Below are 15818 nucleotides of genomic sequence, written 5' to 3' on the forward strand. Positions count from 1 at the left end.
AAACTGCGTTATCTTCACCTTGCCGTACTCCAGTACTGCCTGCGGTTCGATGCCTTGTTTATTCTTTGATTTTCATAGAGAGAAACTTAAAAAGATCGGAGCAATCCGGTCTTTTTGTGGAAGATAAGAAATGAATTTAAATCAATTAGATATTATCGTTTCAGATGTTATCCAAGTCTGTGCTAGCTTGGAACGTATTTTGGATAAAAAAGCCGATTATGTTGACGACAATTTTGCTCAGTTCACGATTGGCAGTCATTGTCTCATGTTGTCTCAAAATCATTTGGTTCCTTTGGAAAACTTTCAGTCAGGAATCATTCTTCATATCGAGGTTGAAGATGTAGACCAGAACTACAAACGATTGAAAGAGCTTGGTATCCAGGTTTTAAACGGTCCAGTTGTAACCGATTGGGGAACAGAATCTCTGCTAGTTAAAGGCCCAGCTGGTTTAGTGATTGATTTTTATCGTATGAAATAGGACGCGTGATCATTTAACGTCAACCTTAGCTATTCTTAAAACAGAATTTGAGAAAATGAACTATTTAAAAGATCGGAGCAATCCGGTCTTTTTGTGTTGCGCGTTAACAAAAACAATCTTAGAATAGTATCAATTTTTCATAGGATGCTGTAAGACTTTCGGGTTAGAGAAGGGTATAATAGAACTATCAAATCAAGTGAGGTAGAGAGATGACCGACAAACTTCAATTTCCAGATGGTTTCTTTTGGGGTGGGGCGACGGCTGCTAACCAGTGTGAGGGAGCTTATAATGAAGACGGCCGTGGCTTGGCTAATGTGGATGTGGTGCCGATTGGGCCTGATCGGCACGCCATTATTACGGGTCAGAAAAAGATGTTCGACTTTGAAGAAGGCTATTTTTATCCAGCTAAGGATGGCATTGATATGTACCATCGCTACAAGGAAGACATTGCGCTCTTTGGGGAAATGGGCTTTAAAACCTATCGTTTGTCCATTGCCTGGTCTCGGATTTTCCCAAAAGGAGATGAACTAGAGCCAAACGAAGCAGGTCTACAGTTCTATGAAAACCTCTTTAAGGAGTGCCATAAGTATGGCATTGAACCCTTGGTGACCATTACCCACTTTGACTGTCCCATGCATTTGATTACCGAGTATGGAGGTTGGCGCAGTCGTAAGATGTTGGAATGTTATGAACGTCTCTGCCGGACCCTCTTCACTCGCTACAAGGGCTTGGTCAAATACTGGCTAACCTTTAATGAGATCAATATGATCCTTCATGCGCCTTTTATGGGAGCAGGTCTCTGCTTTGAAGAAGGGGAGAATGAGGAGCAGGTCAAATACCAGGCGGCTCACCATGAGTTGGTCGCTTCAGCCATTGCTACCAAGCTAGCCCATGAGATTGATCCCAACAATAAGGTGGGCTGTATGTTGGCAGCTGGGCAAAACTATCCGCATACCTGTGCTCCGCGAGATGTCTGGGCTGGTCTAGAAGAAGACCGCAAGAACTATTTCTTTATCGATGTGCAGGCGCGTGGGGAATACCCTAACTATGCCAAGAAAGAGTGGGAGCGTCAGGGGATCACGGTCGAGATGACGGAACAGGACCTTCAATTGTTGAAAGACCATACAGTGGACTTTATTTCCTTCTCCTACTATGCCAGTCGGGTCGCTTCAGGGGATCCAGCTGAAAGGGAAAAAACAGCGGGCAATATCTTTGCCTCTCTGAAGAATCCCTACCTAGAAAGCTCAGAATGGGGTTGGCAGATTGACCCTCTTGGTCTCCGCATTACGCTGAACACCATCTGGGATCGTTATCAAAAACCTCTCTTTATCGTAGAAAATGGACTAGGTGCCGTTGATACCCCAAATGAAGCCGGGGAGATTGAGGATGACTACCGGATTGATTACCTGGCTGCCCACATCAAGGCCATGCGGGAGGCCATCCATGAAGATGGTGTTGTCCTCTGGGGCTATACGACTTGGGGCTGTATTGACCTCGTCTCTGCCGGGACAGGAGAAATGAAGAAGCGCTACGGTTTTATCTATGTCGACCGGGACAACGAAGGCAAGGGAAGCTTGGCCCGCTCACGTAAGAAATCCTTCTATTGGTACAAAGAAGTCATTGCGACCAATGGGGCTTCTGTTGAATAAAAGTTTTCGGTACTTGCTGGCCGACTTTCTCCTCTCAACGAAAAAGCTTAGAATCCCAACCACAAGCTGGGGTCCTAAGCTTTTTGTATGTAGTTTAGCCAAGTCATTACGGATTTACTGGTCGTAATCTAAGACATTGTTCTCGATGACAAACTTAGATTCAGCGGAAATGTTGGCTGCTCCTAGTTGCAACTGAGAACTTCCGTCTGGCTTCATGATGTGCCACTGACCGTCCTTGTGGGCAAAGATAGCCTGAAATGTGACGTTATCACTCTTGTCTCGAATAGGTAGAACAAATGCTTGATCAGTATTCTCTAAGAGAATCTCTTCTTTTTTTTCAAAGTTATAGATATAAAATTGCCCAGTTCTTTGTCCCAAACCATGGAGTTCATCGACTTTTTGCCAATTCTCAAACTTATTCCGAACAAGGGATTCATTATAAATCTTGTTGAAGGTTTCGTTCTGTTTCTTCGTTTCTTCCTCGTCTAGTGTTTTCTGAAACTCTGCAACCTTTTTAGTCGTTTGAATGGTTTGTCTGTTTTGCTCCCTGATTTGCTGGCGGTGGATGACTCGCATCATTCTTGCAGCAACGCCCAGGATGACAAGGATGGATACAAGACTGATTTTAGTTTTAGCATTATTTTTCATAGATGAGTCTCCCTATTGTGTCATTGGTCCTATTATACCCTTTGAAAGAAAAGATCGTCAAGTTCATCTTGTGATGATCTAACATGCAGATCTAGCTGGGTACAATAGAATTTTATCAGATTTTCATTGACGAAGGTCCCTTTATTTGATAGGCTAGGGGAATAGAACTGATTTCGCAAGAAAAGAAAAAAGGAGCGAGGCAAGTGGCACGGATTTTATTAATCGAGGATAATAATGATATCCAAGAAATTTTATACAGTCTCTTAAGTGAAGATCATGAGGTCCTTCAGGCTTTTTCAGGTACAGAAGGGCTACGGCTCTTCCAGCAAGAAGCCGTTGATTTGGTCCTTCTGGATATTATGCTTCCTGGGAAAAATGGGGACCAGGTCCTGGAGGAGATCCGTTTGCAGAGTCAGACACCGGTTATCATGATGACGGCTCTGGGAGACAAACACCTCATTAGTCAGTACCTCCTTGCAGGTGCCAATGATTATATTGTCAAGCCCTTTAATCTGGACGAAGTGGCCGCTCGTGTGACGGTGCAGTTTCGAAATCACGTCTCTCCGGCACAGGAATCTCAAGCGTCGCAAAAGCTATCCTTTAAGAATTTGGTCTTAAATCCAGAAACCTTTGAACTGGAGTCCGGCGAACAGACGCTTCGCTTAGGCAAAAAAGAATTTCAAATTTTTGAGACCTTGCTGGCGCATCCAAGGAAGATTTTCACCAAAGAAGAATTGTATGAAGCTGTCTGGGAAGAAGTCTATCTGCCAGGAGACAATACCCTCAATGCCCAATTAAGCAATCTTCGAAAGAAAATTGCCCAGCTTGACCCAGATGAGGACTATATTGAAACGGTCTGGGGCTTGGGTGTTCGCTTGAAAGGAGACAAGTAATGTGGGTTTTAGTTCTAATTCTTGTCGTCCTTGTCCTTCTCTTGGGACTGGGCTACCTTCGCCTACTCTCTGCTCTCAAAGATTTGCAGGAGCAGATTCAAAAGAAGCTTCAAAGCGGGAGTGGGGTACGGCTGACCTCCCAGGTCTCAAAAAAAGAATTGGTCGCCTTGACCAAGCAGGTCAGTGATCTCTTTGATCAGATCGAGCGGACCAATCGGATTGCCTTTCAAGAGAAAAAGACCTTGGATATGGCCATTAGTAATATTGCCCACGATATCCGGACGCCTTTGACCATTGCATCTGGCTACACCCAACAAATCATCAAGGGTGGGACGCAGGAAGAGGAAAAGCTGAAGAAAATTGCTTCCAATCTTCAAGTCGTCTCAAAACGCCTGGAATCTCTCTTGGAGTACAGACGCTTGATGGAGGGAGCTATTCAGCCTCGGATTTCAGACGTCGATCTCAGCCAAGTCCTGACCCAGCAGTTGTTCCAGTATTATGATAGCTTGTCTGAGGCGGGGGTTGCCCTAGAGGTAGAGCTAGAAGAGCATCTTCATTATGCTACGGATCCCGAGCTCTGGGAGCGCCTCTTGCAAAATATGCTCAGCAATGTCCTCAAGCATGGAAAGGAGCAGGCGCGCTTGACCTTGACCTCAGACGCGGACACGATTCGGGTCGAGCTGCGCAATATTGTGCAGCAACCGATTCAGCATTTAGACCAATTGGCTAGTCGCTTCTACTCAGAAAATCTATCGGATACAGAAGAGTCATCTGGCTTGGGTCTCTATATCATTCAAAATTTTGTAGAGATCTTAGGCGGGGACTTGCAATTGGCAACGGAGGCAGATTGGTTTGTTTTGAACATTACATTAAGAAAAAAGGCTTGAGCACCGCTCAAGCCTTTTTGTTATAAATCTTTGTGTTTGAAAGTAGCCAGTCCCAGGAAGCCAAAAACAAGGATGAATCCAAGGGCAATCGAGAGGGTGTTGTTCGTTGCTGTCGTACTTTGAACCATGGAATATTGGAATTCCAAGTTTAAATAGTGGAGAATATCAATATCTTTAAAGAAAAGCGCAGGAAGGCTTAAGAGGATATTTCCAATGAAGTAGCCAACGAAGGCCAAGGTGATGGATTGACTAGCGTAAAGAAGGAAGGAAATGATACTGACCCAAGCCAAGGTGGAAAGGAACTGAATCAGCACGGTCAGTCCAAAATGAGCAAGGAAGTGCTCTGGCATGGTGCCAAGTCCATTGTAGAGGGTCGCGATCAAGAAGACGAGACCATAAGAAACAAGAAATTGGAAGAGGGCAATGGTCAGGACAACGGCGCTTTTGGCAAAGTAGTAGCTAGTGCGCGAAACGCCATAGGCCAGACTATTCTTGTATAAGTTTTGCGTTAAGTCTGTTCCTAGAACCAAGGTGATGACAATAATGGTAAAGAGGATAGTCACACTGATGCTGGAAGAGTAGTTGGTCAAGGCTTTAAAGCCCGTCCAAACTTCGGTCGCTTGGGGTAATTTGGATTCCGTATTGACGCCGACGTGGCCGGTAGCTCCAAAGATGACTCCAGACAGGATGTTGAGAACGAGAATGGCTTCTGTGATCCAAAAGCCTTTGGAGCGAAAAAGTCTGTAAAAATCTGCTTGAATGGTATGCAACATGATAAATCTCCTAAATGAAATGTGTGGGATAAGTAATACAAGACGGTGGGTTGACTAGTCTACCAAGTCCGTAAAGAATTTCTCCAGATCTTGGCGGGCATAGTAGATTTCGTCCACATCAATATCTGCTTGAACGAGAGCTTTGACAATGACTTTAATATCGTGAGTTTGTCCGAAAATATGGATTTCACCATCCTTATCGATGACTTTGATACGGTGATGGAGTTGATCTTGAATCAGTTGACTCGCAAGGGCAAGCTGGCTGGTCTTGAGGATGATGTAGTCTTCGCCTTGCTCCTCGAATTCAGCCTTGCTAATTTCTTTGATTAGGCGTCCTTGGTCGACAATGCCAAAACGATTGGCAACCAGATAGAGTTCAGAGAGGATGTGACTGGAAATGAGGATGGTCATGCCGAGTTCATCATTGAGACGCTTGATCATCTGACGGAATTCCTTGATTCCGACCGGATCAAGGCCATTGATGGGTTCATCTAGAATGAGGAAGTCGGGCTTTGCAATGAGCGCGATGGCAATTCCCAACCGTTGTTTCATCCCCAGTGAAAAATCACGGAATTTCTTCTTACCAGTATTATTCAGACCCACATAGTTCAAAGTTTCTTTGATGACCTGGTCGGGATTGGGGATATGGCGAGCTTTGCAATAATAGACCAGGTTTTGATAAGCGGTCATATGCTTATGGGCCACAGGACTCTCAATGACGGAACCAACCCGTTTTAGGGCTTGCGTCCACTGGGAGCGATTTGTAGAAGAAAAGAGAGAGACGCTTCCGTCAGTTTCTTGAATCAGCTGGGTGATGACCTTGATGAGGGTGGTTTTTCCTGCGCCATTTTTACCGATGAGGCCGTAGACGTCGCCTTTGCGAATGGTGAGATTCACATCATTTAAGGCGTATTGTTGACCGAATTTTTTGCTCAAATGGGAAATTTCTAATACTTTTTCCATGGTTTTCTCCTTCGTCCAAATGACTAGTTGTTTTCTTTACACTCTTAGTATACAGCTTGCTTTTCAAATAACTATCAAGCAATTCTCAAATATTTCTAAAAAAGAGAGAGGGACAGAAATCGGTAATTCGTTAGAATTCGATTTCGTCGTCCCACCTCCGCACAGTTGAGTAGGGCTGTAAAAGCTGATGAAATCAGCGTAGTAGAGCCCACTCAACCACTGCGTCTTGCTCGACAATCCAAAAATAATTGAGAGGCTAGGACTTTTGTCCCAGCCTCTTCATTTTAAAACCCAGCGACAAACTCTTTGATGGCTTGCGCGAGTTCATAGGGTTTCTCGGTATTGAGTAGATGGCCTCCGTTTGCGATTTCTTGATAGCGACCTTTTGGCAGGAGTTTGGCCAATTTTTTAGAAGAAGATTGATTGGCCCAATCTCTGCTACCACAAACAACCAAGCTAGGAAGAGGGCAAGCTTTAACGGTATCGGTTAAATTGAGCCCTTTTAATTCGGTCAAGATTTGAAGCATCTGTTGTTTATTGGCATCTTGTTTTTCAAAGACATGCTTGGGAAGTAGACGAAAGAGAAGGATCTGGAGCCGATAGAGGGGATTGGTATTGAGTTTGTATTGAGTTCCCGCAAGGACCAAGCCCTTGAGTTGCGGGAAGTCTTGTCTGGAGAGATCCAGAGCGAGCACGCCACCTAGTGAGAGTCCTACCAGAATAAAGGGTTCGCTTTCTTGCTGGAGGCGCTCCATCAACCTTTCTTTGACTTCCTGATAGCTTTCTTTTGGATGGGAGAAAATATCAAAAGTTTTGGAGTGCAAGGGTGAAAGTGCAAATTGGACTCCTTGCCAAGAGAGGACATCTTGCCCTAGTCCATGTAAAAAAATAAGTTTCATCAGGAATCCTTTCTTTGAAAATCGAGTTCGTAGAGACCACGAAGAGCATTGCAGGCATAAATACGATCAGCGTCTGTTAAATCGTTCAGAGTCAAGAGTTTTTCTTCCACCTGCTGGGTCTCAAGAAGATGGTGCCGGTAGATGCCGTCCAGCAAAGGGAGATGAGCTGGTGGGGTATAGAGCTTGCCGTCAATCTCAAGGATGAGATTGCCAATCGTCGTCTCTAGCAAGCTTCCGTCTGGCAGATGGAAAATTTGCTCCTGATCTGACTGGCCTAGATGGTCTCTCTGACTCGTTTTGAAATAAGTAAATGGCGTCGCTAAATCAAGCTTCTGCTCTGTCAGTTGGGCCTGTAGATAGCTAGCGGGCAAGTCTGTCAGCTCCGTGATTACTAGGTGAAAGGTCCCGTTTTTTTGCAAGGCGATCCGACAACGATAGTCAAGGTTGAGATCTAAATGAGCGAGTTCTTCTTGAAGTTCTTTCAGGAGCTTCGACTCATCATAAGGATAGGCAAAGTAGCGACTAGCCTCCCTCAAACGGGTTAGGTGTTGCTCCAGGAAAGTCAACTCTCCTTGGTGGATGCGGCCAGTCGTCAGGAGCTCAAATCGAGGCTCTTGCCGGTAAAGAACCGCCGATTTTTGCTTGGTTTCCTGGTATTCACCTTCCCATTTACTGTCCCAAGTGATGCCTCCTCCCACGCCATAGATGGCTTGATCCCCCTGCATTTGAAGGGTCCGGATGGCTACATTAAAAATCCGTTTCCCTTTTGGAAGAAGGATGCCGATCGTTCCACAGTAGACACCTCGAGGAGCCTTCTCCGTCTTTTGGATGATTTCCATAGTGGAGATCTTCGGTGCCCCTGTAATCGAGCCACAAGGAAAGAGAGCTCGGAAGGTTTGGACCAGGTCGATCTCAGATCGCAAGCGACTTTCAATGGTCGAGGTCATCTGCCAAACAGTGGAGTATTGCTCAACTTGGCAAAGATGGGTCACCTGCTCACTTCCAATCTCCGAAATCCGGTTCATGTCATTGCGGAGGAGGTCGACGATCATCATGTTTTCTGCTCGATTTTTCGGATCGGCTTCTAGCCAAGCAGCCTCCTGAAGATCCTTTTGGTTAGTGAGACCACGGCGCGTCGTTCCCTTCATAGGGCGCGTGGTCAGTAGTCGGTCGTCTTGCTCAAAAAAGAGCTCAGGACTGATAGAGAGGATGGAGACATCATCGTGCTGGATGAAGGCATTGTAATGGGCCTTTTGCTCTACCACCAAGCGATTATAGATGGCCAAAGGATCAGACTTTAGCTCTTGAGAAAGCTGGACAGTGTAGTTGACCTGGTAGGTATCTCCTTGGCGGATATGGTGATGGATGGTCTTGATGGCTTCTTGATAAGCAGGCGCCTCTACCTCTTCCTTCCAATTGGCTGGAAGATCCACAGCTTCATAGTCCTCTGGAAAAGGAAGGGTTTCGACCTCCTCGTGGATCGTAAAATAGATGAGATACTCTCCCATAAGAGGGGCTGGATGGACAGCAAACTTTTTCTCAAAAGCAGGAGCAGCCTCATAGCTGACATAGCCAACAGCATAAAAGCCTTGCTTCTGGTAGGCTTCGACTTCTCTAAGAAGAGCCTCTACCTGGTCGAGGTTTCTAGTTTTTAATTCCTTTATGGGCTTGGTGAAAAGGTGGCGCAAACCAAGCTCTTTAAAATCAATGATGGTTTGTTTATGCATGCTTTGAGTATATCAAAAATAGAGGAAAAAAGGTAGATAAGGATGTAAGATTCCTTGCTTGGCCTTTCCTTTCATGCTAAAATAACCATAGAAACTGCTTTGGGCAAGGAGTAGGACCATGCAAAAGAATCCCCTCTATAACACCTCTAGTATCAGCTTTTTTCAATACCTCTTTGCGATTGCAGTGATTTTGGTGCATAGTGGTCGCTTGACCTCCTATGAGCCACTGCATTTTGGTCTTAAGAGTATGCTCGGCCGGCTAGCGGTGCCATTTTTTATCGTCTGTGCCAGCTTTTTCCTCAAGCAATCCCTAGGGAATTCTCAGAAAATGAAGGCCTATCTGCTCAAAATCGTAAAAACCTATTTGTTTTGGAGTTTTGTTTACCTTCCTTATGCCTGGCTCTTTTTCTCTAGTCTCCATCTTCCTATCTATCTTTTTCCAGCAGGTGTTCTCATCGCACTGATCTATCTGGGAATGTGCTACCAACTCTGGTATATCCCGGCCTTTTTGCTGGGTTTGTTTTTGGTCAATCAATTGGTCAAACACCTAGGTATGGTTTGGACGGGGTTGATCACCTTTCTTCTTTACTGCTGGGGCTTGATCGAGACCTATTCGGCTTATCTGGACACCACAAGTCTTCTCAAAGGTTACCAGCTCTACAGCAACCTATTTTTTACAGCGCGAAATGGTCTCTTTTACACGCCCATTTTTATCTATATGGGATACTATCTGTATGATCATTTTCATGCACAAACTTTTAGCATTCACCGTTGGCAAAAGCTAGCTCTTGCCTTTGGTTTGCTCTGTCTAGAAGGGATCATCATTTTTCAACATGAAGGAATTGATAAGAATTTTTTCTTTCTTCTTCCTTTTGTGACCGTTTATTTTGTCAATGCCTGCCTGCGATCGTCCTTTTTGAAAAGCTATAATTTACAGTATTTAAAGCAGATGAGTATGGCCCTTTACTTTTCCCATCCGATCTTTATCGAGTGGGCTCGCTATGGCTTTAGGACTCTCCCTCTTTCTTATCCAGACAGGGGTAAACTGATTTTTGTGACGGCCTTGTTTGGCAGCCATCTTTTTGGGCTGGCTATGCTATGGGTACGAGAGAGAAGGGCAAAACAAAAGATTCCTTCAAATGGTGAAGAGTTAGATGAAATAACCAAACGATAGTAGGGTGTACAAACCTCAAACAGTTGTGTTTGAGGTTTTTTGTATGGACAAATTAAGAGGGAATAAGGATTGGTAGGCCTACTCCACCTCATTTATAGATGTTTTATTTTCTTGCCCTTGGATAAAAGAAAGGTGAAATCAGTACCATTTAGTGATTTGTAATATAAACATTTTACTTAATTGTGTCTATATTACAAAAATATTACAATTTTATTTTATAAATAGGAGTTTTTAGAAAATCGATATGATAGAATAGGAGTGGAAGCCTATTCGTCTGGGCTGATAATAAATAAAGGAGACACAAAATGAAGAAGATGAGTTCATTATGGAAACTCTTCCTTAAAAAAGGATTTGCCATTTTAACGATTCTCATGATGTTAGGTCAAATTGGTCAAGGGGCGATCACAGCCTTTGCCAATGAGCTAGCAGTCGGGGATAATGGGGCCTTGGATGTTACCCTTATGTATGGAGATAAACAGAACCATCCAGATGGGATGTCCTATTACACAGGGGATACCATGTCTGGTTATATCCAGATCACCCCTAAGAATTTGACAACGGATATTAATGAAGTAACGGTGACCTTGAAGGTTCCTGGAAAGTACTTACGAGAAGTTAGTTTCCCTGACTTCAATAGTGCTTCAGAGCATGACAAGCCAACGGTTACAAAAGTTGGGGATGATTATCAAGTCACACTTCACTTTAACAATTACCAAAAGTCAGAGGTCCTGACTCTCCCATTTATTGGAAAATTTAAAGTCGGTTATGCACCGACCAATTATTCATTGGATATTACGGGTACCTTGAATATCAATGGTCAAGAAGCAAAACTCAATGATATCATTTGGAAACCCAAGTACAATGACTATCGCTTAACCAAGTATATCAACCAAAACTTGAACGAAGCCATGTCCAAGGACTATGCGGAAGCCATGCCTGGTGTTGTCAAAGGGGCTGACGGAAAAAATTATATTGAAACCCCATCATCTGTTCCATTTGCATTTCAATTGGAGGGAATGCAAGGACAGTATGGGGGACAATATCGTCAATTAGAATCAGTAACGCTTACCGATAAGTTGCCAACCTATACAGATAAAAATGGCAATACCCGGACAGCAGTTTTAGATACAGCTAAGTCTGAAGGCTGGGTAGATAATGGAGATGGCACCGTTTCTAAGACGTTTACAGCAGATGCAAACGGTAATCCAGCAGCTTATCACCAAGAATTCATGGCAAAAATCAAGAATACAAGTTACCTTTACTTGAAGTTTCCTGATTTAGTTTTGGAAAAGGACCAGACTCTCAAAGACGTCCTTAGTAAGGATTTGACAAACTCAGGAAGTATTGTGGGAATTCCTGCCAATCGTGGAGAGGGAGAACCGGATATTACAGCTGAAGATTCTCTTATTTTCCGCTTGACCTCTCGTGACCTGGAAGGGGCTGGAAGTTTTGCCAAAAAAGCAGATGGTGATGTCTATGATTCAACTGAATACAAGGCAGCAAACTATAAATGGATCATCGCTTTTGATAATAAAACTCCTTCGACACAAAAGAATTTTGTTTTCTATGATGAGACAGTGGACTCTCGGTTAAAATTCACCAAGATTGATTACGCTCGTCTTATGCAAGGAAATTACGGTATTGGTGAGTATATTAGCAAATATGTGAAACGCATCATCCTTACTTTAGAAGATGGTAGTCAAAAAGAAGTTCAGCCAGAAACCGATAAAGACGGCAATGGTTTTATCGACTTAACCAAGTATGGAACCGTTGTCGGTTGGCGGATGGAAATGAAGGATGATTTTGTCCTAAAATCTGGTCAAGGAATTCGCCTCAATACCTATACAAGCTTCAAAGATCCAGAAAAGACTCGTTACGATGAAAATGATGCGACCAAGAATGAATTCAAGAATACAGGTCGTGTCACTTATCAAACACAATCAAATATTGCTAAAGACCAAACATCAGATTGGACCTTTAAGCTGATTCCTTTGAAGGAAAGCTTTGAGATTTCAAAAACGACGGATTACAATGATGTTCGTTATACTGATGGAGAAAATATTCGTTTTGGTTTGATGGCAACCAAAGTAGTTTTAGATCCTGATAAGGATTATGGAGACCTGCGAATCATTGATCTGTATGATCCAAATACCCTTAAAGTCGACTATAAAGATTTTGAAAGAAACCTTGCCTCTAATGAAAAAGGTATGAAATTCTTAAAGAGCTACGATGTCATTGAAAACTACCACAATTCTGGACGGACAGCTCTCATCATGCATTTGGATCAAAAAGAGTTTATTAAGGCTTCTCTTCAAGATCTTAATCGCGTGCGTCTACCATTTATCGTGGCCGATCTGAAAGGGAAAGACGATGGTGGGACTTTCACCAATAAAGTTTATGTAGCTGGAAACGGCATCCACGATCTTGAAAATGCCAACCCTGATCGGGTCACGGAAGATGTGTATGATCTGAACGGAAATGGTTCAACAACGGATAAAATTCCATATGCTCAATCAAACTATACGATTGTTGCGGCTGAAGGAATCTATGCACGCAAATATATCGCTAAAAATGATGACCTGTCAGACGCTTCGATTGTGACACGTACCTTCAAACCAGGTGAAACCTTTAACTACAAACTCACCATTAAAAATAATACGGATAAGGCAGTAGAAGACGGAGTCGTCTATGATGTCCTACCAAAAGTAAAAGACGTTAACACACTAGACGGATCTGGTCGGATGACAGAATACACGGTCAGCCTTCGTGGACCAGTGACAGCTCCAGAAGGATGGACGGTCTACTATACAACTGATACAGGCGTTACGACAGATACCATGGCGCAAGCTGCTGACAAGGATATCTGGACGACAGCTGTGTCTGATTACAGTCAAGTAACAGGAATCAAGTTAGTTGCAAATGCAGGAACCACGATTCCTGCGCGTGGAGAAGCAAGCTTTGGTGTCCCAGTCGTGAATCCAAGTGAATTGACCGATGAAGTCAAGGCCTTGATGCAAAAACGCACCAAAGATAATGAAGACAACGGCGGTCGTTCCGGTCTTGTTCAAGCTCATAACCAGTTTGGTTACAAGGCGAAAGGTCACGAAGGAAATCGTGAGTCTAATACCGTAACTGCACAAATCTTCTCGGCTGCTTTCCAAGTCAAGAAGGTGGACAAGGATGATCCTAAGAAAGTTCTTGAAGGTGCTGAATTTACCTTAACTGATGTAAATGGTGCTGTTGTTGCGACGGCAACTTCTGATAAAAAAGGGGAACTTTCCTTTAACACCTTAACAGAAGGAACCTACACACTTAAAGAAACCAAAGCACCTGAAAACTACAAGTTGGATGAAACAGAACATGCTGTGGTTGTCACCTATAATGCGGACAAACAAATCTACCACGTCACGGTGGATGGAAAAGCAGTTGGCTCAAAAGCAGTCCCAGTTGAGATCGCTAATGAAGCAGATATCAAGTATCTCGATCTTGAAGCTTCAAAAGTTTGGGATGACCAAGACAACCAAGAAGGGCTTCGCCCAGCAAGTGTGGAATTCCAACTCTACAAGAATGGCAAAGCTCAAGGAAAACCAGTCACGGTTTCAGCCGCAACAGACTGGAAAGCCCACTTTACGAATCTTCCAGATAAAGACAGTGATGGCAAACTCAATACCTACACTGTTAAAGAAGTGAAAGTTCCGACTCATTATACGGTCGATACAGAAGAAGCTAGCTTCACAGATGGAAAAGCCACCATCACTAACAAGCGCACTCCTGAGACCACGACGGTTACAGTCAAGAAAGTCTGGGATGATGCACAAAACCAAGATGGTCTTCGCCCATCTACCATCAAAGTTCACCTCTTGGCAAATGGAACAGAGGTTCAAGCTCTTGATCTGACTGGTGAAGGAGATGAATGGACTCATACCTTCTCAGATCTACCAGTCTATAAAGATGGACAAAAAGTTGTCTACACAGTGACAGAAGACAAAGTGGACAATTACACCACTAAGATTGATGGCACTACAATTACCAATACTTACAAACCAGGTAAGACAAGCCTGACTGTTACGAAAAACTGGAAGGATGCCAATAACCAAGATGGCCTTCGTCCAAAAACAATCAAGGTTCAATTGTATGCTGGTGATCAAAAGGTTGGTAAGGCTGTTGAATTGTCAGCAGATAACAAATGGACCCATACCTTCTCAAACCTAGATGAGAAGAAAGCTGGCCAAGTTATCAACTATACAGTCAAAGAAATCGATGTTCCAGAAGGCTACACACAAGCCGTCGAAGCAAGCAATCCAGGTCAAGTAGTCGTGACCAACACGCACGAACCAGAAAAGACCAAAGTAGAAGTGAGCAAGAAGTGGGAAGATGGAGACAACCAAGACGGCCTTCGTCCAGCCAGCATTCAAGTTCAATTGTACAAAGATGGTCTTGCGACCGATCAAGTATTAGAACTTTCAGCTGCGAATGACTGGAAAGGTGCATTTGAAAACCTTGATGCCAAGGCAGCTGGAAAAGCAATTGCATATACAGTCAAAGAAGTAACTGTCCCAGATGGTTACAAAGTAACGGTAAATGATAAGGACAAGGCCAATGTTGTCTTGACCAATACGCATGAACCAGCTTTGACAGAGATGAAAGTCACGAAGAAATGGGAAGATGCCAACAACCAAGATGGTCTTCGTCCAAAATCCATTAAGGTTCAACTCTATGCTGGGGATGAAAAAGTAGGAGACCCAGTTGAATTGTCAGCGGACAATCAATGGACTCATACCTTTAGCAAATTAGCTGAAAAGAAAGCTGGTCAAGCTATCAGCTACCGTGTGGAAGAAGTCTCTGTTCCTGAAGGCTACCAAGTCACTGCCGATACCTCTGACGCTGCTCATACGATCTTGACCAATACGCATACGCCAGCGGTGATCGATATTCCAGTGACCAAGATTTGGAATGACCAAGACAATCAAGATGGTCTTCGTCCAGCAAGTATCGTTGTGAATCTTCTTGCCAATGGTGAAAAAGTTGCTCAAAAAGAACTCACGAATGCGACAGATTGGAAAGAAAGTTTCACAGGTCTACCAAAATTCAAGGATGGAAAAGAAATCGTCTATACTCTTCAAGAAGAGAAGGTAGCTGAATATACGACTACAATTGATCAGGCTGCTTATACCATTACCAATACCCATGCACCTGGTAAGACAAGCGTCACGGTCACTAAGAAGTGGGATGATGAGAATGACAAGGATGGAATTCGTCCGAAGAGTATTCGCGTTCAACTCTATGCCAATGATCAAAAAGTCGGTCAAGAAGTAGAATTGTCAGCTGAAAACAAGTGGACCCATACCTTTGCAGATTTAAATGAAAAAGCAAATGGAAACACCATCACTTATACAGTGAGAGAAGTCAGTGTTCCAAAGGGCTATGAAGCTCGTAACGACGAGGATGGTAAAGGAAATGTTGTGATTACTAACAAGCATGTTCCAAAAGAAACTCCAAAACAACCAACTCCTCCAAGTTCATCTGAACCAAAGAAACCGGGTCAACCTGAACCTAAAAAACCAAGCCAACCAGAGCCGAAGAAACCAGGCAAGATCTTAGGATTCTTACCAAATACAGGTACGACCATCTCTATTATTAGCCTAGTTTTAGCCTTTGTCTTGGCAAGCATTGCAGCTTATATTTTGAAGAAAAAGAAAAAATAAGCTAGTGCTTCCTTTATAAAAT

General features: G+C 43.5%; 11 protein-coding genes. 6 read left to right on the forward strand and 5 right to left on the reverse strand.

Annotated elements, in window-relative coordinates:
- The first annotated feature begins 130 nt into the window (after nucleotides 1–130).
- Nucleotides 131–478 (forward strand): VOC family protein, encoded by a 348-nt coding sequence (locus ABVF55_RS02890; protein ID WP_155172543.1) that lies wholly within the window; start codon nucleotides 131–133, stop codon nucleotides 476–478.
- 209 nt (nucleotides 479–687) lie between these two features.
- Nucleotides 688–2127: a 6-phospho-beta-glucosidase gene (locus ABVF55_RS02895; protein WP_445285498.1), complete on the forward strand. Its 1440-nt coding sequence runs from the start codon at nucleotides 688–690 to the stop codon at nucleotides 2125–2127.
- 114 nt (nucleotides 2128–2241) lie between these two features.
- Here ABVF55_RS02895 and ABVF55_RS02900 read toward each other — a convergent pair whose 3' ends face one another.
- Nucleotides 2242–2775, reverse strand: a complete 534-nt coding sequence (locus tag ABVF55_RS02900; protein ID WP_445285499.1) for a hypothetical protein — start codon at nucleotides 2773–2775, stop codon at nucleotides 2242–2244.
- Nucleotides 2776–2978: 203 nt separating this feature from the next.
- Between ABVF55_RS02900 and ABVF55_RS02905 the strand changes: the two genes are divergently transcribed.
- Nucleotides 2979–3668: a response regulator transcription factor gene (locus ABVF55_RS02905; RefSeq protein WP_445285500.1), complete on the forward strand. Its 690-nt coding sequence runs from the start codon at nucleotides 2979–2981 to the stop codon at nucleotides 3666–3668.
- Nucleotides 3668–4555, forward strand: coding sequence for a sensor histidine kinase (locus ABVF55_RS02910; protein ID WP_445285501.1), 888 nt, complete (start codon nucleotides 3668–3670; stop codon nucleotides 4553–4555). Before ABVF55_RS02905 ends, ABVF55_RS02910 begins: the two co-directional genes overlap by 1 nt.
- A 20-nt stretch (nucleotides 4556–4575) precedes the next feature.
- Here ABVF55_RS02910 and ABVF55_RS02915 read toward each other — a convergent pair whose 3' ends face one another.
- The 4 genes from ABVF55_RS02915 to pabB all read right to left on the reverse strand — a co-directional run bounded on the left by ABVF55_RS02915 (nucleotide 4576) and on the right by pabB (nucleotide 8917).
- A complete protein-coding gene (locus ABVF55_RS02915) occupies nucleotides 4576–5328 on the reverse strand; it encodes an ABC transporter permease (protein ID WP_021153840.1) in 753 nt (250 codons plus the stop codon).
- 54 nt (nucleotides 5329–5382) lie between these two features.
- Nucleotides 5383–6291, reverse strand: coding sequence for an ABC transporter ATP-binding protein (locus ABVF55_RS02920; protein ID WP_201089029.1), 909 nt, complete (start codon nucleotides 6289–6291; stop codon nucleotides 5383–5385).
- A gap of 284 nt (nucleotides 6292–6575) precedes the next feature.
- Nucleotides 6576–7190 (reverse strand): alpha/beta fold hydrolase, encoded by a 615-nt coding sequence (locus tag ABVF55_RS02925; RefSeq protein ID WP_445285502.1) that lies wholly within the window; start codon nucleotides 7188–7190, stop codon nucleotides 6576–6578.
- Nucleotides 7190–8917, reverse strand: coding sequence for an aminodeoxychorismate synthase component I (gene pabB, locus ABVF55_RS02930; protein WP_445285503.1), 1728 nt, complete (start codon nucleotides 8915–8917; stop codon nucleotides 7190–7192). The genes ABVF55_RS02925 and pabB overlap by 1 nt, the downstream gene beginning before the upstream one ends.
- A gap of 118 nt (nucleotides 8918–9035) precedes the next feature.
- Here pabB and ABVF55_RS02935 point away from each other — a divergent pair, with 118 nt between their 5' ends.
- Both ABVF55_RS02935 and ABVF55_RS02940 read left to right on the forward strand, forming a co-directional pair.
- Complete coding sequence (locus ABVF55_RS02935; protein WP_445285504.1) at nucleotides 9036–10091, forward strand: acyltransferase family protein; 1056 nt, start codon at nucleotides 9036–9038, stop codon at nucleotides 10089–10091.
- A gap of 305 nt (nucleotides 10092–10396) precedes the next feature.
- On the forward strand, nucleotides 10397–15796 hold the full coding sequence (locus ABVF55_RS02940; protein ID WP_445285505.1) for a Cna B-type domain-containing protein: 5400 nt from the start codon (nucleotides 10397–10399) through the stop codon (nucleotides 15794–15796).
- The last annotated feature ends 22 nt before the right edge of the window (nucleotides 15797–15818 follow it).

Source organism: Streptococcus sp. KHUD_012, assembly GCF_052588255.1.